General features: G+C 70.5%; 23 protein-coding genes. 17 read left to right on the top strand and 6 right to left on the bottom strand.

The window, feature by feature from the left end:
* Positions 1 to 20 precede the first annotated feature (20 nt).
* A complete protein-coding gene (locus ACZOOI_RS06515; protein WP_465279855.1) occupies positions 21 to 1,154 on the top strand; it encodes a ferrochelatase in 1,134 nt (377 codons plus the stop codon).
* 21 nt (positions 1,155 to 1,175) lie between these two features.
* Positions 1,176 to 1,967 carry an inositol monophosphatase family protein gene (locus tag ACZOOI_RS06510; RefSeq protein WP_465279854.1) on the top strand — a complete coding sequence of 264 codons (792 nt, stop codon included), beginning with the start codon at positions 1,176 to 1,178 and terminating at the stop codon, positions 1,965 to 1,967.
* A gap of 143 nt (positions 1,968 to 2,110) precedes the next feature.
* On the opposite strand, the gene ACZOOI_RS06505 is transcribed toward ACZOOI_RS06510, so the two are convergent.
* Complete coding sequence (locus tag ACZOOI_RS06505; RefSeq protein WP_020555845.1) at positions 2,111 to 2,284, bottom strand: hypothetical protein; 174 nt, start codon at positions 2,282 to 2,284, stop codon at positions 2,111 to 2,113.
* A 332-nt stretch (positions 2,285 to 2,616) separates the two neighbouring features.
* On the opposite strand from ACZOOI_RS06505, the gene ACZOOI_RS06500 reads away from it, so the two are divergent.
* The 3 genes from ACZOOI_RS06500 to ACZOOI_RS06490 all read left to right on the top strand — a co-directional run bounded on the left by ACZOOI_RS06500 (position 2,617) and on the right by ACZOOI_RS06490 (position 6,048).
* Positions 2,617 to 3,270 carry a response regulator transcription factor gene (locus ACZOOI_RS06500; RefSeq protein ID WP_020555846.1) on the top strand — a complete coding sequence of 218 codons (654 nt, stop codon included), beginning with the start codon at positions 2,617 to 2,619 and terminating at the stop codon, positions 3,268 to 3,270.
* A 443-nt stretch (positions 3,271 to 3,713) separates the two neighbouring features.
* Entirely contained in the window at positions 3,714 to 4,880 is a 1,167-nt protein-coding gene (locus ACZOOI_RS06495; protein ID WP_465279853.1) for a sensor histidine kinase, read from the top strand.
* A 217-nt stretch (positions 4,881 to 5,097) separates the two neighbouring features.
* Positions 5,098 to 6,048, top strand: a complete 951-nt coding sequence (locus ACZOOI_RS06490) for an acyl-ACP desaturase (protein ID WP_465279852.1) — start codon at positions 5,098 to 5,100, stop codon at positions 6,046 to 6,048.
* Positions 6,049 to 6,124: 76 nt separating this feature from the next.
* On the opposite strand, the gene ACZOOI_RS06485 is transcribed toward ACZOOI_RS06490, so the two are convergent.
* The 3 genes from ACZOOI_RS06485 to ACZOOI_RS06475 form a co-directional block, all read right to left on the bottom strand.
* Positions 6,125 to 7,321: an ABC transporter permease gene (locus ACZOOI_RS06485; RefSeq protein ID WP_465279851.1), complete on the bottom strand. Its 1,197-nt coding sequence runs from the start codon at positions 7,319 to 7,321 to the stop codon at positions 6,125 to 6,127.
* Positions 7,318 to 8,262, bottom strand: a complete 945-nt coding sequence (locus ACZOOI_RS06480; protein ID WP_465279850.1) for an ABC transporter ATP-binding protein — start codon at positions 8,260 to 8,262, stop codon at positions 7,318 to 7,320. Before ACZOOI_RS06480 ends, ACZOOI_RS06485 begins: the two co-directional genes overlap by 4 nt.
* Positions 8,263 to 8,346: 84 nt before the next feature.
* Entirely contained in the window at positions 8,347 to 8,865 is a 519-nt protein-coding gene (locus ACZOOI_RS06475; RefSeq protein ID WP_391581692.1) for a gamma carbonic anhydrase family protein, read from the bottom strand.
* 248 nt (positions 8,866 to 9,113) lie between these two features.
* Here ACZOOI_RS06475 and ACZOOI_RS06470 point away from each other — a divergent pair, with 248 nt between their 5' ends.
* On the top strand, positions 9,114 to 9,410 hold the full coding sequence (locus ACZOOI_RS06470) for a DUF4193 domain-containing protein (RefSeq protein ID WP_020555852.1): 297 nt from the start codon (positions 9,114 to 9,116) through the stop codon (positions 9,408 to 9,410).
* Positions 9,411 to 9,688: 278 nt separating this feature from the next.
* Here the strand turns inward: ACZOOI_RS06470 and ACZOOI_RS06465 are convergent, their stop codons facing one another.
* Together ACZOOI_RS06465 and ACZOOI_RS06460 are read right to left on the bottom strand one after the other, a co-directional pair.
* Positions 9,689 to 10,138 (bottom strand): DUF3093 domain-containing protein, encoded by a 450-nt coding sequence (locus ACZOOI_RS06465; protein ID WP_465279849.1) that lies wholly within the window; start codon positions 10,136 to 10,138, stop codon positions 9,689 to 9,691.
* A gap of 33 nt (positions 10,139 to 10,171) precedes the next feature.
* Positions 10,172 to 11,065: an SDR family oxidoreductase gene (locus ACZOOI_RS06460; RefSeq protein WP_465279848.1), complete on the bottom strand. Its 894-nt coding sequence runs from the start codon at positions 11,063 to 11,065 to the stop codon at positions 10,172 to 10,174.
* Positions 11,066 to 11,163: 98 nt separating this feature from the next.
* Between ACZOOI_RS06460 and ACZOOI_RS06455 the strand changes: the two genes are divergently transcribed.
* The 11 genes from ACZOOI_RS06455 to ACZOOI_RS06405 all read left to right on the top strand — a co-directional run bounded on the left by ACZOOI_RS06455 (position 11,164) and on the right by ACZOOI_RS06405 (position 22,648).
* Positions 11,164 to 11,745 (top strand): PaaI family thioesterase, encoded by a 582-nt coding sequence (locus ACZOOI_RS06455; RefSeq protein ID WP_465279847.1) that lies wholly within the window; start codon positions 11,164 to 11,166, stop codon positions 11,743 to 11,745.
* On the top strand, positions 11,742 to 12,269 hold the full coding sequence (gene dut, locus ACZOOI_RS06450) for a dUTP diphosphatase (protein ID WP_020555856.1): 528 nt from the start codon (positions 11,742 to 11,744) through the stop codon (positions 12,267 to 12,269). The genes ACZOOI_RS06455 and dut overlap by 4 nt, the downstream gene beginning before the upstream one ends.
* A 1-nt stretch (position 12,270) precedes the next feature.
* On the top strand, positions 12,271 to 13,089 hold the full coding sequence (locus ACZOOI_RS06445; RefSeq protein ID WP_391581697.1) for a DUF3710 domain-containing protein: 819 nt from the start codon (positions 12,271 to 12,273) through the stop codon (positions 13,087 to 13,089).
* 381 nt (positions 13,090 to 13,470) lie between these two features.
* Positions 13,471 to 13,560 carry a K(+)-transporting ATPase subunit F gene (gene kdpF / locus ACZOOI_RS06440; protein WP_020555859.1) on the top strand — a complete coding sequence of 30 codons (90 nt, stop codon included), beginning with the start codon at positions 13,471 to 13,473 and terminating at the stop codon, positions 13,558 to 13,560.
* Complete coding sequence (gene kdpA / locus ACZOOI_RS06435; protein ID WP_465279846.1) at positions 13,561 to 15,225, top strand: potassium-transporting ATPase subunit KdpA; 1,665 nt, start codon at positions 13,561 to 13,563, stop codon at positions 15,223 to 15,225.
* Positions 15,222 to 17,336, top strand: coding sequence for a potassium-transporting ATPase subunit KdpB (gene kdpB, locus ACZOOI_RS06430; protein ID WP_465279845.1), 2,115 nt, complete (start codon positions 15,222 to 15,224; stop codon positions 17,334 to 17,336). The genes kdpA and kdpB overlap by 4 nt, the downstream gene beginning before the upstream one ends.
* Positions 17,337 to 17,341: 5 nt before the next feature.
* Complete coding sequence (locus ACZOOI_RS06425) at positions 17,342 to 18,076, top strand: potassium-transporting ATPase subunit C (RefSeq protein WP_465279844.1); 735 nt, start codon at positions 17,342 to 17,344, stop codon at positions 18,074 to 18,076.
* A gap of 78 nt (positions 18,077 to 18,154) precedes the next feature.
* On the top strand, positions 18,155 to 20,719 hold the full coding sequence (locus tag ACZOOI_RS06420) for a DUF4118 domain-containing protein (protein WP_465279843.1): 2,565 nt from the start codon (positions 18,155 to 18,157) through the stop codon (positions 20,717 to 20,719).
* Positions 20,716 to 21,390 carry a response regulator gene (locus ACZOOI_RS06415; RefSeq protein WP_078974940.1) on the top strand — a complete coding sequence of 225 codons (675 nt, stop codon included), beginning with the start codon at positions 20,716 to 20,718 and terminating at the stop codon, positions 21,388 to 21,390. The genes ACZOOI_RS06420 and ACZOOI_RS06415 overlap by 4 nt, the downstream gene beginning before the upstream one ends.
* Before the next feature lie 90 nt (positions 21,391 to 21,480).
* Positions 21,481 to 21,882, top strand: coding sequence for an OB-fold nucleic acid binding domain-containing protein (locus ACZOOI_RS06410; RefSeq protein ID WP_360312941.1), 402 nt, complete (start codon positions 21,481 to 21,483; stop codon positions 21,880 to 21,882).
* A gap of 4 nt (positions 21,883 to 21,886) precedes the next feature.
* Positions 21,887 to 22,648, top strand: coding sequence for a DUF3159 domain-containing protein (locus ACZOOI_RS06405; protein ID WP_465279842.1), 762 nt, complete (start codon positions 21,887 to 21,889; stop codon positions 22,646 to 22,648).
* The last annotated feature ends 342 nt before the right edge of the window (positions 22,649 to 22,990 follow it).

Below are 22,990 nucleotides of genomic sequence, written 5' to 3'. Positions count from 1 at the left end.
GCGATGCGAGGATCACAGGCATGCACGCGACCCGGCCCCTCGACCCCACTCCGTTCGACGCCCTCCTGGTGCTCTCCTTCGGCGGCCCGGACGCCCCCGACGAGGTGCTCCCGTTCCTGGAGAACGTGACCGCGGGACGCGGGGTGCCCCGCGAACGCCTCCGAGAGGCCGCCGGCCACTACGCGCACTTCGGCGGCGCCAGCCCGATCAACGCGCACAACCGCGCCCTGATCGCCGCGGTCGAGGCCGACTTCGCCGCGCACGACGTGCGGCTGCCGGTCTATTGGGGCAACCGCAACTGGCGCCCGTATCTGGCGGACACCGTGCGGCGGATGGCCGACGACGGGATCCGCCGCGCCGCGGTCCTGGTGACCAGCGCCTACGCGTCCTACTCGGGGTGCGCGCAGTATCACGAGAACCTGCTCGAAGCCCGAGCCGAAGTCGGTGAGCACGCCCCCCGGTTCGACAAGCTGCGGCACTTCTACAACCACCCCGGCTTCGTCGAGCCGCTGGTGGACCACGTGGTGGCCGCGCTGGCCGAACTGCCCGAGCCGGTACGGGACGGCGCCCGACTGGTGATGGTCACCCACTCGATCCCCACGGTCACCGCACGCACCGCGGGCCCGGCCGGCGGCGGCTACGTCGCACAACACCGGGAGACCGCCCGCCTGGTCGCCGAGGGCGTCGCGCGGGTGCTCGGGCGCGAGCACGACTGGGACCTGGTGTACTCCAGCCGCAGCGGCCCGCCGCAGGTGCCGTGGCTGGAGCCGGACGTCAACGACCACCTCGTGGAACTGGGCGGCGACGACGAGGTGCCGGCGGTGGTGCTGGTGCCGATCGGGTTCCTGTCCGACCACATGGAGGTGGTCTACGACCTGGACGTGGAGGCCGCCGCGACCGCCGCGCGGATCGGGCTGCCGGTGAGCCGGGCCGCGACCACCGGCGCCGACCCCAGGTTCGCCGGCGCGGTGCGCGAACTGGTGCTGGAACGCGCCGCCGCGGTGCGCGGCGAGACGCCCGCGCGCTGTGCGCTCGGTGCGCTCGGCGCCGCGCACGACGTGTGCCCGGTCGGTTGTTGCCCCGACCCGCGGGCGCTGCGCGCGGACCCGGAGGCGGCCGCCCGGGCGCCCCGCGGGGCGGCCCTGCTGGGGTAGTTGCGCCGGCAGGATGGACCCATGACGATCGACACCGCGGAACTCCTGGCCATCGCTCGCGATGCGGCCCGGCACACCGGCGGCTTCCTGTTGCACGAGCGTCCCGCCGACCTCGGCGTCGCGGCGACCAAGAGCAGCCCCACCGACGTGGTCACCGAGATGGACACGGCCGCGGAGAAGCTGATCATCGAACGCATCCGCGCCCACCGACCGGACGACGGCTTCCTCGGCGAGGAGGGCGACGCGAGCGCGGGCAGCAGCGGCGTGCGCTGGGTGATCGACCCGATCGACGGCACCGTGAACTACCTGTACGACCTGCCCGGCTGGTGCGTGTCGATCGCCGCCGAGACGGTGGAGGGCACCCTGCTGGGGGTGGTCGAGGTGCCGGTGGTCGGCGAGACCTTCCACGCCGTGCGCGGCGGAGGCGCCTACCGCAACGGCAAGCCGATCCACTGCCGCCCCGCGACCCCCTCGGCCCGGGCGCTGGTGGCGACCGGATTCGGGTACACCGTCGAGCGGCGCACCCGGCAGGCCGCGGTGATCGGCGCGCTGCTGCCGCGCGTGCGGGATGTGCGCCGGGGCGGTTCGGCCGCGATCGACCTGTGCTCGGTGGCCGCAGGCCGGGTGGACGCCTACTACGAGCGCGGCCTGAACCCCTGGGACGTCGCGGCGGGCGCGCTGATCGCCCGCGAGGCCGGCGCCGAGGTGATCGAGGACCTGTGGCCCGAGCCCGACGGGTCGAGCCTGTGCCTGGCCGCGCCCGCCGGGCTGCGCGCCGAGTTCGAGGCCGCCCTGGCCGCTCTGCACGCGTAGGCCGGAGCACGCGCGAGGCCCGGATCCTTCGATCCGGGCCTCGTGACCCTCGCCCCGACAGCCGAACCCCCGGCGTCCGCTCGGGGACCTCGCCGGGGGGAAAGTAACCGGTGCGCCTGTGGTTCGGGTGGTGTCGCGGTGGGTCAGGCGCTTTCGGGAAGCACCCGCACGCCGTGCTCCGATGCCATCCGCAGAAGGTCGTCCAACTCGGACTGTTCGACCTCGACGAGGAAATCGTCGCCGGTGTCGCACGCCTGCTTCAGTGCCTGTTCGGTCTCACGTATGCGTCGCAGTACGCCGGCCGTGAATTCGTCCATAAGGCCGCCCCAATGTCACTCGTCGTCGCCGGTTTCGGTTGTCCTACCCCCCGTACATCGCCGGGGAAACCACCGATCCCGGCCTTTGGCGACGCCCGCTCCAGGGGTCTGACCAGGGGACTTGTCCTGCCCAACGGCGCAGTGTCGGACTTTCCGGGGCGTACCGGAATCCTTCCCTCCCTCGGGGGGTGCCGTAACGTCCGAGACCCGACCGGCTCGGCGGCCCCGTCCCGCCCGCCCGGGCCGCCGGTCGGCTTACCGGGGCTTTACCGGGGTGCGGGGGAAGATGGACAACGGATGCATCCCCTTTCATCGAGCAGGAGGCACAGCCGGTGCGGGTTCTCGTAGTCGAGGACGAGCAGCTCCTGGCGGACGCGGTAGCGACCGGGTTGCGCCGGGAAGCGATGGCCGTCGACGTCGTATACGACGGGGAGGCGGCGCTGGAGCGGATCGCCGTCAACGACTACGACGTGGTGGTGCTCGACCGGGATCTGCCGATCGTGCACGGCGACGACGTGTGCCGGGCGGTGGTGGAGACCGGTATTCCGATGCGGGTGCTGATGCTCACCGCGGCCGGCGACGTCAGCGATCGGGTCGAGGGTCTGGAGCTGGGGGCGGACGACTATCTGCCCAAGCCGTTCGCCTTCAGCGAGCTGATCGCCCGGGTGCGCGCGCTCGGCCGGCGGGCCGTCTCCCCGCTGCCGCCGGTGCTGGAGCGGGCCGGCATCCGGCTCGACCCGAACCGGCGCGAGGTGTTGCGCGAGGGCGTCCCGGTGCACCTTTCGCCCAAGGAGTTCGCGGTGCTGGACGTGCTGATGCGCGCCGACGGGGCCGTGGTCTCGGCCGAGCAACTGCTCGAGAAGGCCTGGGACGAGAACACCGATCCGTTCACCAACGTCGTCCGCGTCACCGTCATGACGCTGCGCCGCAAGCTCGGCGAGCCGCCCGTCATCCTGACGGTGCCCGGCGCCGGATACCGCATTTGAGGACCGCCATGAACGACAGCTCTCGGGCCGTCCCGGCGGAAGCCGGAAGTACCGCAGCCGGCTCCGCGAAGCCGGCCGCGGGCGCCTCGACCGCGCCCGCGAAGCCGGGTCCGGCACCTGCGAAGCCGGCCCCGGCGCCGGCCAGGCCGGGTCCGGCACCCGCGACGCCCGCCCCGGCACCCGCGACGCCCGCCCCGGTGCCGGGGAAGCCTGCCGCGGCACCCGCGAAGCCGGGTCCGGCGCCCAAGCCCGGTCCACCGCCGCGCCCGGGCCGCCCGCCCCAGCCGCCGCGTCCCAGTGGGCCGCCGGGCGCACCGCCCAGGCCCAATCGCGAGCCCGCCCGCGACCTCGGTCGCGACCCGCAGCGCCCGACCGCAGGCGGCCGACGGCTGATCCTGGGCCGGGACGCCGACGACGCGGCGGAGATGTCCCGGCTGTCGCGGATGGCCCCCTCGCAGCTGCCCGCGCTGCTGCGCTCCACCATCAAGATGCGACTGACCGCGCTGTACGGCGGGATGTTCCTGATCGCCGGGGTGCTGCTGCTCGGCACCGTCTATCTGCTCGTGCGGCAGAGCCTGACCGAGGGCCGGCTGAATCTCAGCCTGGCGCCGAACACGTTGATGACCATCAACGGCGTGCCGATGACGCCCGAGCAGTTCGAGCAGTGGCAGACCATCCAGCAGATCCACCAGCGCGACGCCGCGCTGAACTCGCTGCTCCAGCAGTCGCTGCTGGCGCTGCTGCTGCTGTCGGTGATCGCCTTCGGGTTCGGGTACGTGATGGCGGGCCGGGTGTTGCGCCCGCTGGAGCGGATCACCTCGATCGCCCGCGAGGTGGCCGGATCCAACCTGCACCGGCGGATCGACCTGGACGGGCCGGACGACGAGTTCAAGGAGCTCGCGGACACCTTCGACGACATGCTCGACCGGCTGGATCGTTCGCTGGAGTCGCAACGCAAGTTCGTCGCCAACGCGTCGCACGAGTTGCGCACGCCGCTGGCGATCAACCGCACCCTGCTGGAGGTCGCGCTCGGCGATCCGGAGGCGTCCGTCGAGCTCAAGCAGCTCGGCAAGACCCTGCTGGCCACCAACGAGCGCAGCGAGGGCCTGATCGAGGGCCTGCTGTTGCTGGCCCGCAGCGACAACGAGCTGACCGAGCGCAAGCCGGTGGATCTGGCCGAGGTGGCCCGCCGTGCGGTGGACCAGACCGGCGCGGAGGCGGCCGAGCGCAAGGTGACCCTGCACGACGAGCTCGGTCCCGCCGTGCTCCAGGGCAACGGCGTGTTGTTGGAGCGGGTCGCGATGAACCTGATCCAGAACGCGGTGCGCTACAACCGGCCCGACGGCACGGTCGACATCTCCACCGAGTCCACCGCGGGCGTCGCGGTGCTCACCGTGGTCAACACCGGTCCTGTGGTGCCCGGCTACGAGGTGGACAACATGTTCGAGCCGTTCCGGCGGCTGCGCACGGAGCGGATCGCCAGCGACAAGGGCGTGGGGCTCGGGTTGTCCATCGTGCGCTCGATCGTGCGTGCGCACGGCGGCTGGATCGAGGTCGAGCCGCACGAAGAGGGTGGCCTGATGATGCGGATCGGCTTCCCGGCGGGCTGATCGACGACGGCGGCCGGCCCGGTGCGGACGGCCGCCGCGGCCCGATTTCGTCGTACGAACGTACGAGAGTCGTGGATCACATTTCCGTCTTGGGGTGGAACCAACCTACGCTGTCGTAAGTTACGGAATCGTAGGGACGCGTCGTGCGGGCGATGCACAGCGTTGTCCTCCGTGTCTGCCGCTGTACGACGTTGTCTGCCTATGCCCTGGAGAGCCGATGAACCTTCTCGCCCCCGCCCCGACCGGTGAGCACCTGCTTCGCGAGTTGGAGCAGGTCGTCGCCGTCGAGCTGGACCGCCACCTCGCGGTGGCCAAGGAGTGGTTCCCGCACGAGTACGTGCCGTGGAGCGCCGGTCGCGACTTCGACGGCGTGCTCGGCGGCGAGGCGTGGAGCCCGGAGGAGTCCGGGCTCACCGACGTCGGCCGGATAGCGCTGACGCTGAACCTGCTGACCGAGGACAACCTGCCCAGCTACCACTACGAGATCGCGGCGATGTTCGGTCGCGACGGCGCGTGGGGCACCTGGGTGCACCGCTGGACCGCGGAGGAGGGCCGGCACGGCATCGCGATCCGCGACTACCTGATGGCCACCCGCGCGGTGGACCCGGTCGCGCTGGAGCGCTCGCGGATGGAACACATGGAGGCCGGCTATCAGGGCGACCACATGGACAACCCGCTGCACGTGATCGCCTACGTGACCTTCCAGGAGCTGGCCACCCGGGTCTCGCACCGCAACTCGGGCCGCACGTGTGGCGACCCGATCGCCGAGCAGCTGCTCGCGAAGGTGGCCACGGACGAGAACCTGCACATGGTCTTCTACCGCAACCTGCTCAAGGCGGCCTTCGAGATCGCCCCGGACCAGGCGATGCGCGCGGTCACCGAGATGGTCACCGACTTCCGGATGCCCGGGCACGGGATCAGCGGTTTCGAGCGCGCGGCGGCCAAGCTCGCGGTGGGCGGCGTGTACAACCTGCCGATCCACCAGAACGACGTGATCCTGCCGGTGCTGCGCAACCTCAAGATCATGGAGCGCACGGACCTGGGCCCGGAGGGCGAGAAGGCCCGTGAGGAGCTCGCGCTGTTCCTCGGCGGCCTGGACTCCCAGGTGGTGCGCTTCGAGGAGCGCCGGCTCGCCCTGGAGGCCCGCAAGGCGGCCAACCGCCGCTGAGCGGGACCCCCGCCCGGAACACGCCCAGGCCCGCCGCCCCCTCGGGGACGGCGGGCCTGGGCATGTGCGCGCCGGGTCAGCGCTTGCGGGCGGACCCGCCGAGCGACTCCCGGAAGCCGACCTTGCCGCCCATCCGCAACACCGCGCCCTCGTACATCCGGGCCGCGAACCGGACCAGGCCCACCAGCGCGAGCAGCGCGATCGCGAGGGCGGCCAGGTTCTCCGCCACGGAGACCTCGTCGGCCGCGGTCAGGACCGGTTGCAGCATCGCCGAGAACGGCGGCACGTACGCCAGCACCTGGGCGAGCGTGCCGCCCTTCTGGCCGAGGAAGACGGCGGCCAGGAACGAGGCGATCAGCAGCGAGGTCATCGGCGTGATGACGTTCTGCAGGTCCTCCTGGCGCGAGACCCGGGCCGCGGCGGCGGCGAACATGCACGCGTAGATCGCGTAGCCCACCACGAACCACAGCAGCACCAGCGCCACCGGATAGACCATGTCGCCGGTCAGCTCGATCGTGCCCAGCGCGGACGCCGCGACCAGCCCGACCACCGCGGTGACCAGCATCTGGAGCAGGCCCAGCAGGCCGATCCCGAGGATCTTGCCGGTCAGCAGCGCGCGGGCGGGCACGGTCGCGAGCAGGATCTCCACGATCCGACTGGACTTCTCCTCGACCACACCGCTCGCCACCCACATGCAGAACAGCATGAGCATGCCGTAGAGCACGAGGGTGCCGACGAAGGCGATGCCCTTGCGCGCGTCGCGCTGGTCGGCGTCCGGATCCAGGGTGGTCCTGGGCATCGGCGCGATCGCCGAGGCCTGGTTCACCGCGCCCGGGTCGATGCCCGCCGCATTCAGGCGCAGGTCCCGCTCCACGGTGGCCCACGAACTCTGCAGGACGGCCGCCAGCGGGTCGGCCAGCTTGCTGTCCACCAGGATCCGGCCGTCGTCCACGACCGCGTCCAGCTTCCCGTCCGCGAGCGCCTTCTCGGCCGCCGCGCGGTCGGCGACGGAGCCGACCCGCACGTCCACGTCCAGCAGCGTCGCCTGTCGCTGCGCGGTCTGCGCCAGTTGCGTCTGCTGCGGGCCGAGGAAGGCCACGTCGTACTTGTCCGAGCCGCCGCCGAGTGCGGCCGGGATGGCCACCGACGCGAGCAGGATCGCCAACATCACCCCGACCGAGATCTGAAAGCCCCGGTCCCGGATGCGCTCGGTGAACTCGCGGCGCGCGACCAGGCGCACGGCGGACCAAAACGTGCTGCCGCCGGTGCTCACGCGCCGACCTCCGTCCCGTTGACGACCTCGCGGAAGAGTTCGGCGAGGGAGGGGGTCGCGGGCGCGAAGGCCAGCACCCGGCCCGCCGCCCGGGCCGCGTCGAGCAGCACCTGCTCGCTCGTCCCGGCAAGCAGTTCGACCAGCACCGTGTCCTCCTGCGCGGAGAGCACCTTCAGCCCGGTGACCTCCTGCGCCCAGTCCGTCGGCGCCTGGGCCAGCCGCACCCGGTAGCGCACCGCGCGGTCGTCCCCGCGCAGCTCGGCGACGGTGCCGACGGCGTGCATGCGTCCGTTGTTGATGATCCCCACCGCGTCGCACAGCGACTCGACCAGTTCCAGCTGATGGCTGGAGAAGACCACCGAGGCACCCGCGGCGGTGCGCTCGCGCAGCACGCCGGCCATCACGTCCACGCCGACCGGGTCGAGGCCGGAGAACGGCTCGTCCAGGACCAGCAGGTCCGGCTCGTGCACGAGCGCGGCGGCCAGCTGGACCCGCTGCTGGTTGCCCAACGAGAGGGTCTCCAGCCGGTCCGCGGGCCCGCCCGCGACCTGGAGCCGGTCCAACCAGCGCTCGGCCGACTCGTGCGCCCGGACGCGGGTCATCCCGTGCAGCTCGGCCAGGTAGACCAGCTGATCCCGGATGCGCATCTTCGGATACAGGCCACGCTCCTCGGGCATGTAGCCCCAGCGTCGCCGCACGTCGCGGTCCACCGGCACCCCGCGCCAGCGGATCTCGCCCGCGTCCGGCGCCAACACACCCAGCGCGATGCGCATGGTCGTCGTCTTGCCGGCACCGTTGGTGCCGACGAAACCAAACATTTGGCCCGGTTGTACGGTCAGTGAGAGGTCGTCGAGGACGACCTTTTCACCGAACCGTTTGTCCAGGCCGGCCAACTCGAGCACAACACTCCCCGTGTGATTCCCAGCCCCCGTGTCGCACATATATACGGGGCCGAACGGGGCCTTCAAACCGAAGCGGACGTGTGCGATCCGACACACCCCGCCGACCCCGTGAGCACGCGCCGATCAGTCGATCCGCCGCAGATCCCGACGGAAACGGCGACCGTTCTCGACGTAACTGCGCACCGCCTCCGCGAACGCGCCCGGCGGAACGGCGTTCTCGCGAATCTTCGCCGGCACCCCCAGCGCCATCGCGTAGGACGGCACCTCGATCCGATTTCCGACCACCGCACCCGCTCCCACCAGGGCACCTGTGCGCACCACGGCCTGATGCATGACCACCGCGCCGTTGCCGACCAGGCAACGATCCTCGATCACGCAGCCCTCCAAATGCACAATGTGACCGATCACGCACTCGTCGCCCACTACCGTCGGCCACGGCGCCGTCGTGTGCAGTACGCACCCGTCCTGGACCGACGTGCGCTCGCCGATCACGATCCGGCCGTGATCGGCGCGCAGTACGGCCCCCGGCCACACCGTAGAATCCGCGCCGATCTCCACGCTGCCGATCACGACCGCATCCGGGTGCACATAAGCATCGGGGTGCACCTTGGGTATTTGATCACCCAGCGCGTAGACCGTCACGATTCCTCCTGGTTGTGCAGGGCGGTACGGGGTTACAGTGGCCCCCCATCCAACCAAGTCACCTCTTTGGGGGTTCGGTTGGGTGTCGATTGCGTAACGAGCCTTGATGTAAGGCAAAATCTGCGCTTCGGGTCGGGCACAACTCCGGCCCCTCGCGCGTTACGTGCGCTGAAGGCATCGTCCACGAAGGTCCTCGGGCGATGTCGCACGATTGAGCACCGCAGATCCACCCGGAGGGGGAGAGGTACATGGCAACCGACTACGACACCCCGCGTAAGACCGATGACGACATCAACGAAGACAGCATCGAGGAGCTGAAGGCTCGGCGCGTGGACAAGTCGGCCGGTTCGGTCGACGTCGACGAGTTCGAGCAGGCCGAGTCTCTCGAGCTTCCCGGTGCGGACCTCTCCAATGAGGAGCTGTCCGTCCGGGTCGTCCCGAAGCAGGCCGACGAATTCACGTGCTCCAGCTGCTTCCTGGTGCACCACCGCAGCCAGCTGGCCAAGGAGAAGGACGGCCAGGCGATCTGCAGCGACTGCGCCTGATCGTGTGCGGTCGAGGACGACCGGCGATGAACGGCAACCCTGCACACGCCATACGGGTATCGGCAGGAGTTGGACCGTCGACGTTCGCCGAGCGTCCTTGAACGCGGGAACACGATACGAGGGCGTGGGTGTGACGAAGCCGCACGCATGACGTACGAAGTCGAACGTCCGCCGACGCACCGGCGGGCGTTCTTGACTGTCCGGTGGCCGATTCGGCGCCGGACGATCGGCTCACCCCCGGCTCGCCCGAGCCGGGATCGAGCCCGTCCGCACCGCGGTCAGGCGCGGGCGCGCAGCGCGGCCACGACGTCGACCAGACGTTGCGGGTTGCGCGAGGACAGATAGAGATAGGGCGTGGGGTCGGCCGGATCGGTGACCTCGATCCGCGCGGCCCCCGGGATGTACGCGCGCAGCAGCATGAACGCGCGCGGATCCGCGTTCTCCATCCGCAGCGAGCGGGCCTGCTCCGGGTCGAGCGCGACGCCCGCACCGAGCGCGGTCAGCGGAATCGTGGCCCGACCCGCCGACAGCTCGGTCTCGGTCACGGTGATCCGTGCCGCGCCGTAGGCGGCGGTGCCCCACGCCGTCAGGGCGCCCAGGGCCAGCGCGAGCACGAAGGTCGCCGCGATCCCGAAGGCCAGGCCCACCAACCCGCCCGAGACGGCCATCAGGACGGTCAGGGCCCACCACGAGGCCGGCACGCCGAGTCGTTCGCTGTACACCTGCATGGGCACCAGCCTGTCATGCGCGGCCGACGCGGGTCAGCGGGGGCCGTGTCGCCGGGTCAATCGGGCCAGCGTGCGGGTGACCCGCTCCGGAGGCGTACGCAGCCCGGTCGCGACCCCTTTGGCGTAATCCGCGAGAGCGGTGGGCGCCACCAGGTCGAGCAGCGCACCGGCCCGGGCGTCGTTGCCCACCAGATAGCGCGGTCGCGGTCGCGGCACGCTCAGCGCGACACGCACCGCGTGTGCGACCGGCGCCGGTCCGGGCAGCGCCTTGGCCCGGCGCACCAGGTCGTCGGCGAGGTCGTAGGAGTCGTTGTAGGCCGACGTCTTGCGCGGTGGCAGCCGGGACATGCCGCGCTCCCAGATGTCGGTACCGAAGCTGCCGGGCTCGATCAGCACGACCTTGACGCCGAACCCGGCGGTCTCGATCCGCAGCGCGTCGGTGATCGCGGCCAGCCCGTGCTTGCTCGCGCAGTACCAGCCCAGGAACGGGTTCGAGATCCGGCCGGAGACGGACGAGATGTTGACGATCCGCCCGTCCCGGCACCGGCGCATCTGCGGCAGCACCAGGCGGGCGATGCGCGCGGGCGCGATCAGGTTGGTCTCCAACTGGGCGCGGATCTGCTCGTCGTCCACATCCTCGATCGCGCCCGGCTGCGCGATCCCGGCGTTGTTGACCACGGCCCACGGGCCGCCGGCGGTCATCTGGGCGATCTCGGTGAAGGCCCGCACCGTCGACGTGGCGTCGGCGACGTCGAGCAGGACCGTGCGCACGCCCACCTCGGCGCGCTCGGCGGCCTCGCGCAGGCGCTCTGCCCGCTCCCGGGTCCTGGCCGTGCCGATCACGTCGAAGCCGGATCCCGCCAGCTCCAGGGCGACGGCAAGGCCGATCCCACCGGTCGCCCCGGTGACGACCACGCTCTTGGTCATGCGCTTCCTTCCGTCCCGCGCCCCTTTCGGGCCGCGGCGCCGGCGGCTCCCAAGCCGCTGCGCGGGTGTCGGTCGGAACGACGGTAGTGTCCTTCGGCGTGAGTCGACCAACATCCCTGACCCCGCCTCCGGAAGCGGTGGTGCCCCAGCCCCACCCGGACGCACCTTCCCCCGGTACCGAGCTGGGCGAGCACTACAGCGACTGCTTCGGCTGCGGCGAGGCCGCCCCCGGCGGGCTGCGCATTCGCGCGCGCGCCGGCGAGGGCGTGTCCGTGGACGCCGAGTTCACCGTCACCACGCTGCACCAAGGAGCCCCGGGCCTGGCCCACGGCGGGCTGCTGACCTGCGCGTTCGACGAGGCGCTCGGCGCGATCGGGTACATGCTGCACACCACGGCGGTGACCGGGCACCTGGAGACGGACTTCCGCCGCCCGGTCCCGGTGGGATCCACGCTGTACATCCACGCGTGGTGCGAGGCGGTGGCCGGCCGCAAGATCTACTCGCGCGCGGTGGGCCGGCTCGACGCGCCGGACGGTCCGATCGCGGTCGAGGCGGCGGCGCTGTTCGTGAGCGTGGGAATCGAGCACTTCGTCGACAATGGACGTGCGGAAGACGTACAACGCGTCATGGACAATCCCGACCTGATGAAGGCGGCCCGAGCGTTCGAGGTGAACCCGTGAGCACGAGTGTGGACATCCTGGTGCGCCGGCTGGACCCGGGACTTCCGCTGCCCGCATACGAGCACCCGGGCGACGCCGGCGCGGACCTGGTGACCGCGCAGGACGCCGAGATCGCCCCGGGTGAGCGCATGGTGCTGCCCACGGGCATCGCGATCGCGCTCCCGGACGGCTATGCCGCGTTCGTGCATCCGCGCTCCGGACTCGCCGCGCGGTGCGGAGTATCCCTGGTGAACGCCCCAGGCACCGTCGATGCGGGATACCGTGGCGAAATCAAGGTTGTCGTGGTCAACCACGACCTGCGTACGCCGGTCGTTTTTCGTCGCGGCGACCGAATCGCCCAACTCGTGATCCAACGGGTCGAGCGAGCGGGGTTCCACGAGGTCGCCGAGTTGCCCGGTTCCGGGCGCGGCGAAGGCGGCTTCGGATCCACCGGCGGGCACGCCGCGATCGGCGTTTCGAGCGCCGTGGCGGCGGGCAGCGCGGGCATCGTGCAAGACTCGGCTTCCGACAGGGAAGGACTGTGACGTGTTCGGTCGTCGCCGACGCAGCGAAAAGGATGATCTGCCCGTCGAGGAGCACGAAGACCTCGACGGCATCATCGAGGACGAGGGCGATGCCGACGAGGCGTCGAGCGACGGGGCCGCGACGGGCTCCGACGACTCGGACCTCGACGAGCTGAGCCGACCGATCCCGCCCGCGCCCCGGCCGGACGGTCCGTGGGACTTCGACGAGCTCGAGGACCCGCACGAGGACCGCATCGACCTCGGCGGGATGCTCATCCCGAGCGACCCCCGGATGGAGTTGCGGGTCGAGGTCTCCAACGACCTGATCATCGCCGCCACCGTGGTGCTCGAGGACAGCGGTCTGCAACTGCAGGCGTTCGCCGCCCCGCGCAACGAGAGCATCTGGCACGAGGTGCGCGCCGAGATCGCCTCCGGGATCACCCAGCAGGGTGGCATCGTGGACGAGCAGGACGCCGGCCTCGGCTGGGAACTGCGGGCCCAGGTTCCGGTGCAGCTTCCGGACGGCACGCAGGGCCACCAGCTGGTGCGCTTCGTCGGGTGCGACGGGCCGCGCTGGTTCCTGCGCGGAGTGATCTCCGGTCGAGCCGCGGTGGACCCCACCGTGGGCGCCGATCTGGAGACCATGTTCCGCGACACGGTGGTGGTGCGCGGCAACGAGCCGATGGCGCCGCGCGACCCGATCCTGCTGCGCCTGCCGGAGAACGCCCAGGTCGACCCGAACAGCGGGCTCGCGGTGCCGCCGCAGGGCGCCGAGGAGGACCGCTTCGCGGGCGATCTGGACCCGTTCCAGCGTGGCCCGGAGATCACCGAGGTCCGGTAGCAGCGAAGGACCACAAGACACCGAAGCCCGGTTCCGCCGAAAGGCGGGACCGGGCTTCGTGCGTTTCGGGCCGGTTTTCGCGGGGCTGTGGAGTCGGGTGGCGCGTGCCCCGGTGGTGTTCGGTTCGGGTTGTTTCGAATTTTGATGTCAAGGGCGCATCAAGAAGGCATATGGGTGCGTTAGGGCGCCGCCAACGCTTTGGGTTTTGCCCTGTTTATGGGGATTTTTGACGGCTTGGAAGTGCTATCAATGTCCTCGCTACGGGCGATCAAGCGCCTGTCCGTCCCAAGGAGCATCCGCGATGGCTGATCTGGCCTTCGTATTCCTGACGATCGCGTTCTTCGCGCTGGTCGTCTTGATCGCCAAGGGGGTGGCGAAGCTGTGAACGCGGACAGCATCGTCGGCCTGAGCGTTGCCATCGCCCTGCTCGGCTACCTGGTCCTGGCCCTGATCTTCCCCGAGAGGTTCTAGGTGAGCGTCACGCTCGCGGGGATGCTCCAGCTGTCCCTGCTGATAGCCGTCCTGGCCGCGGTCCATCGCCCGTTCGGCGACTACATGGCCCGGGTGTACTCCAGCGACAAGCACATGCGCGGTGAGCGCGTCCTGTACAAGCTGATCGGCGCCGATCCGAACGCCGAGCAGCGCTGGAGCGTCTACCTGCGCAGCGTGCTCGGCTTCTCGATGTTCTCGCTGCTGGGCCTGTACGCCCTACAGCGGTTCCAGGACCACCTCCCGTTCGACCTCGGGATGAAGCCGATCACGCCCGACCAGGCGTTCAACACCGCCGCGTCGTTCACCGCGAACACGAACTGGCAGTCGTACTCCGGTGAGACCGCGATGGGCCACACGGTTCAGATGGTCGGTCTGACCGTGCAGAACTTCGTGTCGGCCGCGGTGGGCATGGCGGTGGCGATCGCCCTGGTGCGCGGGTTCGTTCGGGTCCGCTCGGGCGAGATCGGCAACTTCTGGGTCGACCTGATCCGCGGTTCGATCCGGATCCTGCTGCCGATCGCGATCATCGGCACGATCGTGCTGGTCGCGTCGGGCACGATCCAGAACCTGGCCGACCCGCAGACCGTGCGGACGCTCTCGGGTGGGTCGCAGACCATTCCCGGTGGTCCGGTGGCCTCGCAGGAGGTGATCAAGGAACTCGGCACCAACGGCGGCGGCTTCTTCAACGCCAACTCGGCCCACCCGTTCGAGAACCCCAACGGGTTCAGCAACGTCTTCGAGATCTTCCTGATCCTGGTCATCCCGTTCTCGATGCCCCGCGCCTTCGGTCGCCTCGTCGGCAACCTCAAGCAGGGCTACGCGATCCTCGCCGCGATGTTCGTGATCTGGTTCGTCGCCGTCCTGCTGATGTGGTGGACCGAAGCGCACGGCAACGGCGCGGCCCCGGAACTCGCCGGCGGCGCGATGGAGGGCAAGGAGCAGCGGTTCGGCATCCCCGGCTCGTCCGTCTTCGCGGTGTCCACCACGATGACCTCCACCGGCGCGGTCAACTCGTTCCACTCGTCCTATACCGGACTGGGCGGCGGGATCACCCTGCTGGGCATGATGCTCGGCGAGATCACGCCGGGCGGCGTCGGCTCGGGCCTGTACGGGATCCTGATCATGGCGATCCTGGCGGTCTTCGTGGCCGGTCTGATGGTCGGCCGCACGCCCGAGTACCTGGGCAAGAAGATCGGCGCCGGCGAGATGAAGCTGGTCGCGATGTACATCCTGGTGATACCCGCCACCATCCTGACCTTCACCGGCATCGCCATCGCGCTGCCCGGTGAACAGGCCGCGATCCTCAACTCCGATTCGCCGCACGGCATCTCCGAGGTGCTGTACGCGTTCACCTCGGGCGCCAACAACAACGGCAGCGCGTTCGCCGGGCTCGGTGCGAACACCGAGTTCTACAACACGATGATCGGGTTGGCCATGCTGATCGGCCGGTTCGTGCCGATCTGCCTCGTGCTCGCCCTCGCCGGTCGACTCGCCGAGCAGAAGAGCATCCCGGACACGGCGGGCACCCTGCAGACGCATCGGCCGCTGTTCGTGGGCCAACTCGTCGGCGTGATCCTGATCATCACCGGCCTGACCTTCTTCCCCGCCCTGGCTCTCGGGCCGCTTGCCGAGGGATTGGCATGACAGACACCGCAATACGCCCCACCGAAGAACACGTCGACTCACCCACCGGCCCCGGCCGGGTCTCGGCCGGCCTGTTCGAACCCCGTCAACTGCTCAAGTCGCTGCCCGGAGCCCTGCTCAAGCTCGACCCCCGGGTCATGGTCCGCACGCCGGTCATGTTCGTGGTCGAGATCGGCTCGGTCATCACGACCGTCATGGCGATCAAGGACCCGAGCGTCTTCGCCTGGGTGGTCACCGTCTGGCTCTGGCTGACCGTGGTGTTCGCCAACCTGGCCGAGGCGGTCGCCGAAGGGCGCGGCAAGGCGCAGGCGGACACGTTGCGCAAGGCCAAGACCGACACGGTCGCCCGGCGCATGGTCGGCGGCAGGGAAGAGCGGGTCGCGGCCACCGAGTTGGCCATCGGCGACCTCGTGGTGTGCGAAGCCGGCGACGTCATCCCCGGTGACGGCGACGTCGTGGACGGCGTGGCCAGCGTGGACGAGTCGGCGATCACCGGCGAATCCGCGCCGGTGATCCGCGAGTCGGGCGGCGACCGGTCGGCGGTGACCGGCGGTACGAAGGTGTTGTCGGACCGGATCGTCGTCAAGATCACCACCGAGCCCGGCAAGACCTTCATCGACCGGATGATCGCCCTCGTCGAGGGCGCCGCCCGGCAGAAGACGCCGAACGAGATCGCGCTCAACATCCTGCTCGCGTCGCTGACCATCGTCTTCCTGTTCGCGGTCGTGACCCTGCAGCCGATCGCGATGTACGCACACGCCGAGCAGTCGATGATCATCCTGGTCGCGCTGCTGGTCTGCCTGATCCCCACCACGATCGGCGCGCTGTTGTCGGCGATCGGCATCGCGGGCATGGACCGACTGGTGCAGCGCAACGTGCTGGCCATGTCGGGGCGTGCGGTGGAGGCGGCGGGCGACGTGTCCACGCTGCTGCTGGACAAGACCGGCACGATCACCCTGGGCAACCGGCAGGCGTCCGAGTTCGTCCCGGTGGACGGCGTCACCGAAGCCGAGCTGGCCGACGCCGCGCAGTTGTCCTCGCTCGCGGACGAGACTCCCGAGGGCCGCTCGATCGTGGTGCTCGCCAAGGAGCGGTACGGGCTGCGCGAGCGGCATCAGGGCGAGCTCGCACACGCCGAGTGGATCGCGTTCACCGCGCAGACCCGGATGTCGGGCGTGGACCTGAGCGACGACAAGGGCGTGCGGATGGTGCGCAAGGGCGCCGCCTCCGCGATCAACGCGTGGGTGTCCGAGCGCGGCGGCGCGGTCCCGGCCCGGTCCGGCGAACTGGTCGACGGCATCTCCGCCGCCGGTGGCACGCCGTTGCTGGTCGCGGTCGAGGACGTGGGCGGCGCCCGGATCCTGGGCGTGATCCACCTCAAGGACGTGGTCAAGGAGGGCATGCGGGAGCGCTTCGACGAACTGCGCCGGATGGGCATCCGCACGGTGATGATCACCGGTGACAACCCGCTGACCGCCAAGGCGATCGCGGACGAGGCCGGCGTCGACGACTTCCTGGCCGAGGCCACCCCCGAGGACAAGCTCGCGCTGATCAAGCGCGAGCAGGCGGGCGGCAAGCTGGTCGCGATGACCGGCGACGGCACCAACGACGCGCCCGCACTGGCCCAGGCCGACGTGGGCGTGGCGATGAACACCGGCACCTCGGCGGCCAAAGAGGCCGGGAACATGGTCGACCTCGACTCCAACCCGACCAAGCTGATCGAGATCGTCGAGATCGGCAAGCAGTTGCTGATCACCCGCGGCGCACTCACCACGTTCTCGATCGCCAACGACGTCGCCAAGTACTTCGCGATCATCCCGGCGATGTTCGCGAGCATCAAGGGCGCCGAGGCGCTCGCCCCGCTGGACAAGCTCAACGTCATGCAGTTGGCCGCCCCCGAGTCGGCGATCATCTCGGCGGTCGTCTTCAATGCCCTGATCATCGTCGCGCTGATCCCGCTGGCCCTGCGCGGTGTGCGCTACCGGCCGATGTCGGCCGACAAGCTGCTCGGCCGCAACCTGCGGATCTACGGTCTCGGCGGCCTGGTCGCCCCGTTCGTCGGGATCAAGCTCATCGACCTGCTCGTCTCGCTCATCCCCGGAATCGGCTGATTCAGATGGCAACCAACTTCAGTACCCGCATCCGTGTCCTGGGCGCATCCCTTCGAGCCTTCCTCGTGCTCACCGTGCTCCTGGGCGTGCTCTACCCGCTGTCCATGACCGGCGTCGCGCAGGCACTGTTCAAGGACAACGCCGACGGCTCGATGGTCAGCGTCAACGGCAAGGACGTCGGCTCCAGCCTGATCGGCCAGTCCTTCGACCTGGTCGACGCCCAGGGCAACCCGCGCACGTTCGACGCGGACGGCCGCGAGGTGATCGCCACGGCGGACGGCGCGGGCTACACCTACCTCCAGGGCGGCGGCGCGCTGACCGCCGAGCAGGCCCAAGGGGTCGGCCCGCTGCCGGACCCCAAGTGGTTCCAGCCGCGTCCGTCGGCCGCGAAGTACGACGGCCTCGCCTCGGGGGCGTCCAACTACGGCCCCGAGAACGCGACCTTCGTCAAGCTCATCGCCGCCCGCAAGGCGCAGGTCGCCACGTTCAACGGCGTGAGCGAGGACCGGGTCCCGGTGGACGCGGTCACCGCGAGCGGATCCGGCCTGGACCCGCACATCTCCAAGGCGTACGCACTGCTCCAGGTGGAGCGGGTGGCCAAGGAGCGCGGCGGCCTGAACGTGGCCGAGGTGCGCGCGCTGGTGGACAAGCACGTGGACGGCGCGGACATCGGGTTCATCGGCCAGGAGCGCGTGAACGTGCTGAACCTCAACATCGCGCTCGCCAGGCTCGCCGGCTGATCCCGGCGGTCGTGGTGGGCACTGGGGCGGGGAGTGCCGGTGTCGGTACTCCCCGGCCCGAGGCAGAGAATGGGTGACATGGCACGCGGCAGGCTCCGGATCTATCTCGGTGCGGCGCCCGGCGTCGGCAAGACCTACGCGATGTTGGGCGAGGGACAACGTCGGCGCAGGCGCGGCAGCGACGTCGTGGTCGGTTTCGTGGAATGCCACGGCCGACCCACCACCGAGGAAGCACTCGAAGGTCTGGAGGTCGTCCCCCGGCGGGACATGATCCACCGAGGCGGCTCGTTCACCGAGATGGACGTGGACGCCGTCATCGCGCGGCGACCCAAGATCGCCCTCGTGGACGAACTCGCGCACACCAACGTGCCCGGTTCGCGCAACGAGAAGCGCTGGCAGGACATCGAGGAACTCCTCGACGCCGGGATCGACGTGATCTCGACGGTGAACGTGCAACACCTCGAATCACTCAACGACGTGGTCGAGTCGATCACCGGCGTTCCGCAGCGCGAGACGGTGCCCGACGAGGTGGCCCGCCGGGCCGACCAGATCGAGTTGGTCGACATGGCGCCGGAGGCGCTGCGCCGGCGGATGGCGCACGGCAACGTGTACGCGCCGGAGAAGGTCGACGCGGCACTGTCGAACTACTTTCGGGTCGGCAACCTGACCGCGCTGCGCGAGCTCGCGCTGCTGTGGACCGCGGACCGGGTGGACGAATACCTCCAGCAGTACCGCAGCGAACACCGGATCGACGCCACCTGGCCGGCCCGGGAGCGCATCGTGGTCGGGCTCACCGGCGGCCCGGAAGGGGAAACGCTGCTGCGTCGGGCCGCTCGGATCGCCACCCGCGGCTCCGGCGGTGAACTGCTCGCGGTGTACGTCTCGCGCAGCGATGGTCTCACCGGCGCCTCCCCGGAGGCGCTGGCCAGGCAGCGCGCGCTGGTCGAGTCGCTCGGCGGCACCTTCCACTCGGTGGTCGGCGAGAACGTGCCCACCGCGCTGCTGTCCTTCGCGCGCGGGGTGAACGCGACGCAGATAGTGCTCGGCAGCAGCCGGCGCAAGCCCTGGCAGTACCTGTTCGGCCCGGGCGTGGGCGCCACCGTGGCCGCGCAGTCCGGCGACATAGACACGCACATCGTCACCCACGAGCACGCGGGCGTGGGACGGGTGCTGCGCCCGATGCGCTCCCCGCTGGGGCGCGGCCGGCGGATCGCCTCGTGGGCGGTGGCGGTGATCGGTCCGGCCGCGCTCACCTACACGCTGGACGCGACCCGCGACAGTCACGGCCTGTCCACCGAGATGTTGCTGTTCCTGACGGTCACCGTCATGGTCGCGCTGATCGGCGGACTGTGGGCGTCGATGCTCACCGCCGTGGTGTCCTCGATCCTGCTCAACTACTACTTCACGCCGCCTCTGCACAACCTGACCATCGACGACCCGGAGAACATGCTCGCGCTGGGCATCTTCGTGCTGGTCGCGCTGTCGGTGGCCTCGGTGGTGGACCTGGCGGCCAGACGTACCCATCAGGCCGCGCGAAGTCAGGCCGAGGCGCAGACGCTGAGCTTCCTGGCGGGCAGTGTGCTGCGCGGCGAGCAGGCGCTGCCGGCGCTGCTCGACCGGGTACGCGAGACGTTCGCGATGGAGTCGGTGGCGCTGCTCCAGCGCGAGGAGCACCACAGCCCGTGGATGTGCGTGGGCAGTGTGGGGCCGCATCCGGCGGTCAGGCCCGAGGACGCGGACGTGGAGGTGCCGGTTTCCGACTCGCTGGCGCTGGCCCTGTCGGGGCGGGTGCTGCCCGCCGAGGACCGCCGGGTGCTCGGTGCGTTCGCCGCGCAGGCCGCGGTGGTGCTGGAGCGCCGGCAGTTGCTGGCCGAGGCGGCCCAGGCGCGCCGGCTCAAGGAGGGCAACCGGATCCGGACCGCGCTGCTGGCCGCGGTCTCGCACGACCTGCGCACGCCGCTGGCCACGATCAAGGCCAGCGTGTCCAGCCTGCGGGCGGAGGACGTGAGTTGGTCGGAGGAGGACGAGGCCGAGTTGTTGGCGGCGATCGAGTTCGGCGCGGACCGGCTGGACACGCTGATCGGGAACCTGCTGGACATGAGCCGGTTGCAGACCGGGACGGTGACCCCGCTGATGGGCGACATCGGCCTGGACGAGGTGGTGCCGGGCGCGTTGGCCGGGGTCGCCGAGGACCGGGTGGCGCTGGACATCCCCGAGACGCTGCCCGCGGTGTGCGCGGACGCGGGTCTGCTGGAGCGGGTGCTCGCCAACGTGATCGAGAACGCGGTCAAACACAACCCGCCGGGCCGCCGGGTGCACGTGTCGGCGGGCGCGCTGAGGGATCGGGTCGAGCTGCGGGTGGCCGACCGCGGACCCGGCGTGCCGGACGAGTCCAAGGAGCGGATCTTCGAGCCGTTCCAGCGCTTGGGCGACGCCCCGAAGGGCAATGGGGTGGGACTCGGGCTGGCGGTCGCGCGCGGCTTCGCCGAAGCCATGGACGGCTCGCTGACCGCCGAGGACACCCCCGGCGGAGGACTGACGATGGTGCTGGCGTTGCGGACGGCCGGGCTCGCGGGCGCGGGCGAAGCCGAGGGGCGAACCCCCGCGGGCGAGGAGCGGACCACTTGGGAGGAACAGCGATGACACGGGTCCTGGTCGTCGACGACGAGCCACAGATCGTGCGGGCCCTGGCCATCAACCTCAAGGCCCGAGGTTATGACGTGGACACCGCGGGGGACGGCACCGCCGCGCTGACCGCGGCCGCCGATCGGCATCCGGATGTGGTGCTGCTCGACCTGGGCCTGCCGGACATCGACGGGGTCGAGGTGATCAAGGGACTGCGCGGCTGGACCAGGATCCCGATCATCGTGTTGTCCGCGCGGCACGCGTCGGCGGAGAAGGTCGCGGCGCTGGACGCGGGCGCGGACGACTACGTGACCAAGCCGTTCGGGATGGACGAGTTGCTCGCGCGGCTGCGGGCGGCGGTGCGGCGTGCGGTGCCCGAGGAGGAGGCGCCGGTCGTGGTCACCGACTCGTTCACGGTGGATCTTGCGGCCAAACGGGTCTCCCGGGACGGCGCCGACGTGCGGCTCACCCCGACCGAGTGGCACCTGTTGGAGGTGCTGGTGCGGCACGCCGGTCGGTTGGTCAGCCAGCGCGCGCTGTTGCAGGAGGTGTGGGGGCCGCAGTACGGGACGGAGACGAACTACCTGCGGGTCTACATGGCCCAGTTGCGTCGCAAGCTGGAGCACGACCCCTCGCACCCTCGGCATCTGTTGACCGAGCCGGGGATGGGTTATCGCTTCGAGGGATAGTGCGCGGCCCCGCCCGGTCCGGCGACGGCCCGCCCGACCGGGCGCTTTCGGGCAGCGGAGGGCCGTCGGATAGGCGGTACCCTTGCCGGCATGAGTGGTAGCGCAGCCGGGGTGGAGCGTCGGTCCGGGCGATTGCGGCGGATGCTGGATCGGTGGACGTCCACGCATGAGGAATTGCACGCCGAGGAGCTGCTGCACGACACCCAGCGGCTCGGCTGCACCAAGATCGTGGACGTGGTCGAGCGCGACCTGATCACGGTCGGGGGCACGCTGCGGACGGTGACCTTCCGGCCGCGAGCGGGGGTCCCCGCGCTCGAGGCCGAGCTGTACGACGGCTCGGCCGCACTGTCGGTGGTCTGGCTCGGTCGACGGCGGATAGCCGGGATCGAGCCGGGGCGGCAATTGGTCGCCCACGGGCGGGTGAGCACCACTGCGGGCCGCCCCGTCCTGTTCAACCCCAGGTACGAGCTGCGCCCCGTCGGCCGAGAGTGAACGAGTGACCGCCCACATGGAAAAACCCGCGTCCGATGCGGCCGGCGCGCAGCCGGCCCCCACCGACAGCGCGGCCTCGATGATCGCCGCCTTCGGCGGTGTGCGCGGCATGATCGACATGACCGTGCCGGGGCTGGTCTTCGTGATCGCCTTCACGATCAGCCACTCCACCTGGACCTCGGCGATGACCGCCGGCGGTGTCGCGCTGGCGTTCGCCATCGTGCGGATCGCGCGCCGGGAGACCCTGCAACACGCGCTCGGCGGCTTCCTGGGCGTCGCGCTGGCCGGCTGGATCGCGGTCAAGTCCGGCAAGGCCGAGAACTTCTACGCGTTCGGGATGTTCCTCTCCGGCGGGTACGCGCTCGCCTACCTGATCTCGATCCTGGTGCGCTGGCCGATCATCGGTGTCGTGCTCGGCCCGGCGCTGGGCGAGAACTTCACGTGGCGACGGAACCCCGGCCGGTACGCGGCGTACCGCAAGGCCACCTGGGTCTGGTTCGTCATGTTCGTGCTGCGGATCGTGATCCAGATCCCGATCTACTGGACCGGCAACGTCACCGCCCTGGGCATCGCGAAGGTCGCCCTGGGTGTGCCGCCGTTCCTGGTGGTCTGCTACATCACCTGGCTGATCATGTCCAAGGCGCCGCCGCCGGTGAAGCCGGCCGACGAGGACGACGAGGATGCCGCGGCCGGCTCGGCGGTGGGCGAGGGTGCGCCGGTGGTCGAGCAGCGGGACGAGCGACGGGAAGGCCGCGTCGCGGATTGAGTGCGGCGAGCCGGCCGTGTCGATGCGGCAAGGACGGCTCGGCTAGGCGCGGCCCGACGGCTCCGGCGGGGTCGGGCCGGCAGTGCCGGCGATCGGTGCGGGCGGGCCGGGCGGTGGGTGCCCCGGCTCGCCCCGGCGTGATCCGCCGGGCCGCGGGGTTGGCGTCGTCGTGCGATGGCGGACGATTTTTGCTCTACCGCCCCCGGCTGTTGCGGGGTTTCGAAATGATCAGCCAAGTGACCACCCAAGTGATCATCCGGGTGACTCGCGACAGTCGATTCCGGAGATTTTGGACCATGTACGGTCCAATCGGCCATTTCCGCATGATCCCGTAACCGTGCG

The organism is Embleya sp. L77 (assembly GCF_055557415.1).
The sequence above is the reverse complement of the archived record's forward strand: the minus strand, read 5'-3'. Positions and strand labels throughout refer to the sequence as shown.

Coding starts and splice junctions, on each gene's coding strand:
- kdpB (WP_465279845.1), top strand. CDS start 15,222: ATGACAGACACCGCAATACGCCCCACCGAAGAACACGTCGACTCACCC.
- ACZOOI_RS06510 (WP_465279854.1), top strand. CDS start 1,176: ATGACGATCGACACCGCGGAACTCCTGGCCATCGCTCGCGATGCGGCC.
- ACZOOI_RS06420 (WP_465279843.1), top strand. CDS start 18,155: ATGGCACGCGGCAGGCTCCGGATCTATCTCGGTGCGGCGCCCGGCGTC.
- ACZOOI_RS06425 (WP_465279844.1), top strand. CDS start 17,342: ATGGCAACCAACTTCAGTACCCGCATCCGTGTCCTGGGCGCATCCCTT.
- ACZOOI_RS06465 (WP_465279849.1), bottom strand. CDS start 10,138: ATGCAGGTGTACAGCGAACGACTCGGCGTGCCGGCCTCGTGGTGGGCC.
- ACZOOI_RS06460 (WP_465279848.1), bottom strand. CDS start 11,065: ATGACCAAGAGCGTGGTCGTCACCGGGGCGACCGGTGGGATCGGCCTT.
- ACZOOI_RS06415 (WP_078974940.1), top strand. CDS start 20,716: ATGACACGGGTCCTGGTCGTCGACGACGAGCCACAGATCGTGCGGGCC.
- ACZOOI_RS06495 (WP_465279853.1), top strand. CDS start 3,714: ATGGCCCCCTCGCAGCTGCCCGCGCTGCTGCGCTCCACCATCAAGATG.
- ACZOOI_RS06490 (WP_465279852.1), top strand. CDS start 5,098: ATGAACCTTCTCGCCCCCGCCCCGACCGGTGAGCACCTGCTTCGCGAG.
- ACZOOI_RS06515 (WP_465279855.1), top strand. CDS start 21: ATGCACGCGACCCGGCCCCTCGACCCCACTCCGTTCGACGCCCTCCTG.
- ACZOOI_RS06480 (WP_465279850.1), bottom strand. CDS start 8,262: ATGTGCGACACGGGGGCTGGGAATCACACGGGGAGTGTTGTGCTCGAG.
- ACZOOI_RS06470 (WP_020555852.1), top strand. CDS start 9,114: ATGGCAACCGACTACGACACCCCGCGTAAGACCGATGACGACATCAAC.
- ACZOOI_RS06410 (WP_360312941.1), top strand. CDS start 21,481: ATGAGTGGTAGCGCAGCCGGGGTGGAGCGTCGGTCCGGGCGATTGCGG.
- ACZOOI_RS06505 (WP_020555845.1), bottom strand. CDS start 2,284: ATGGACGAATTCACGGCCGGCGTACTGCGACGCATACGTGAGACCGAA.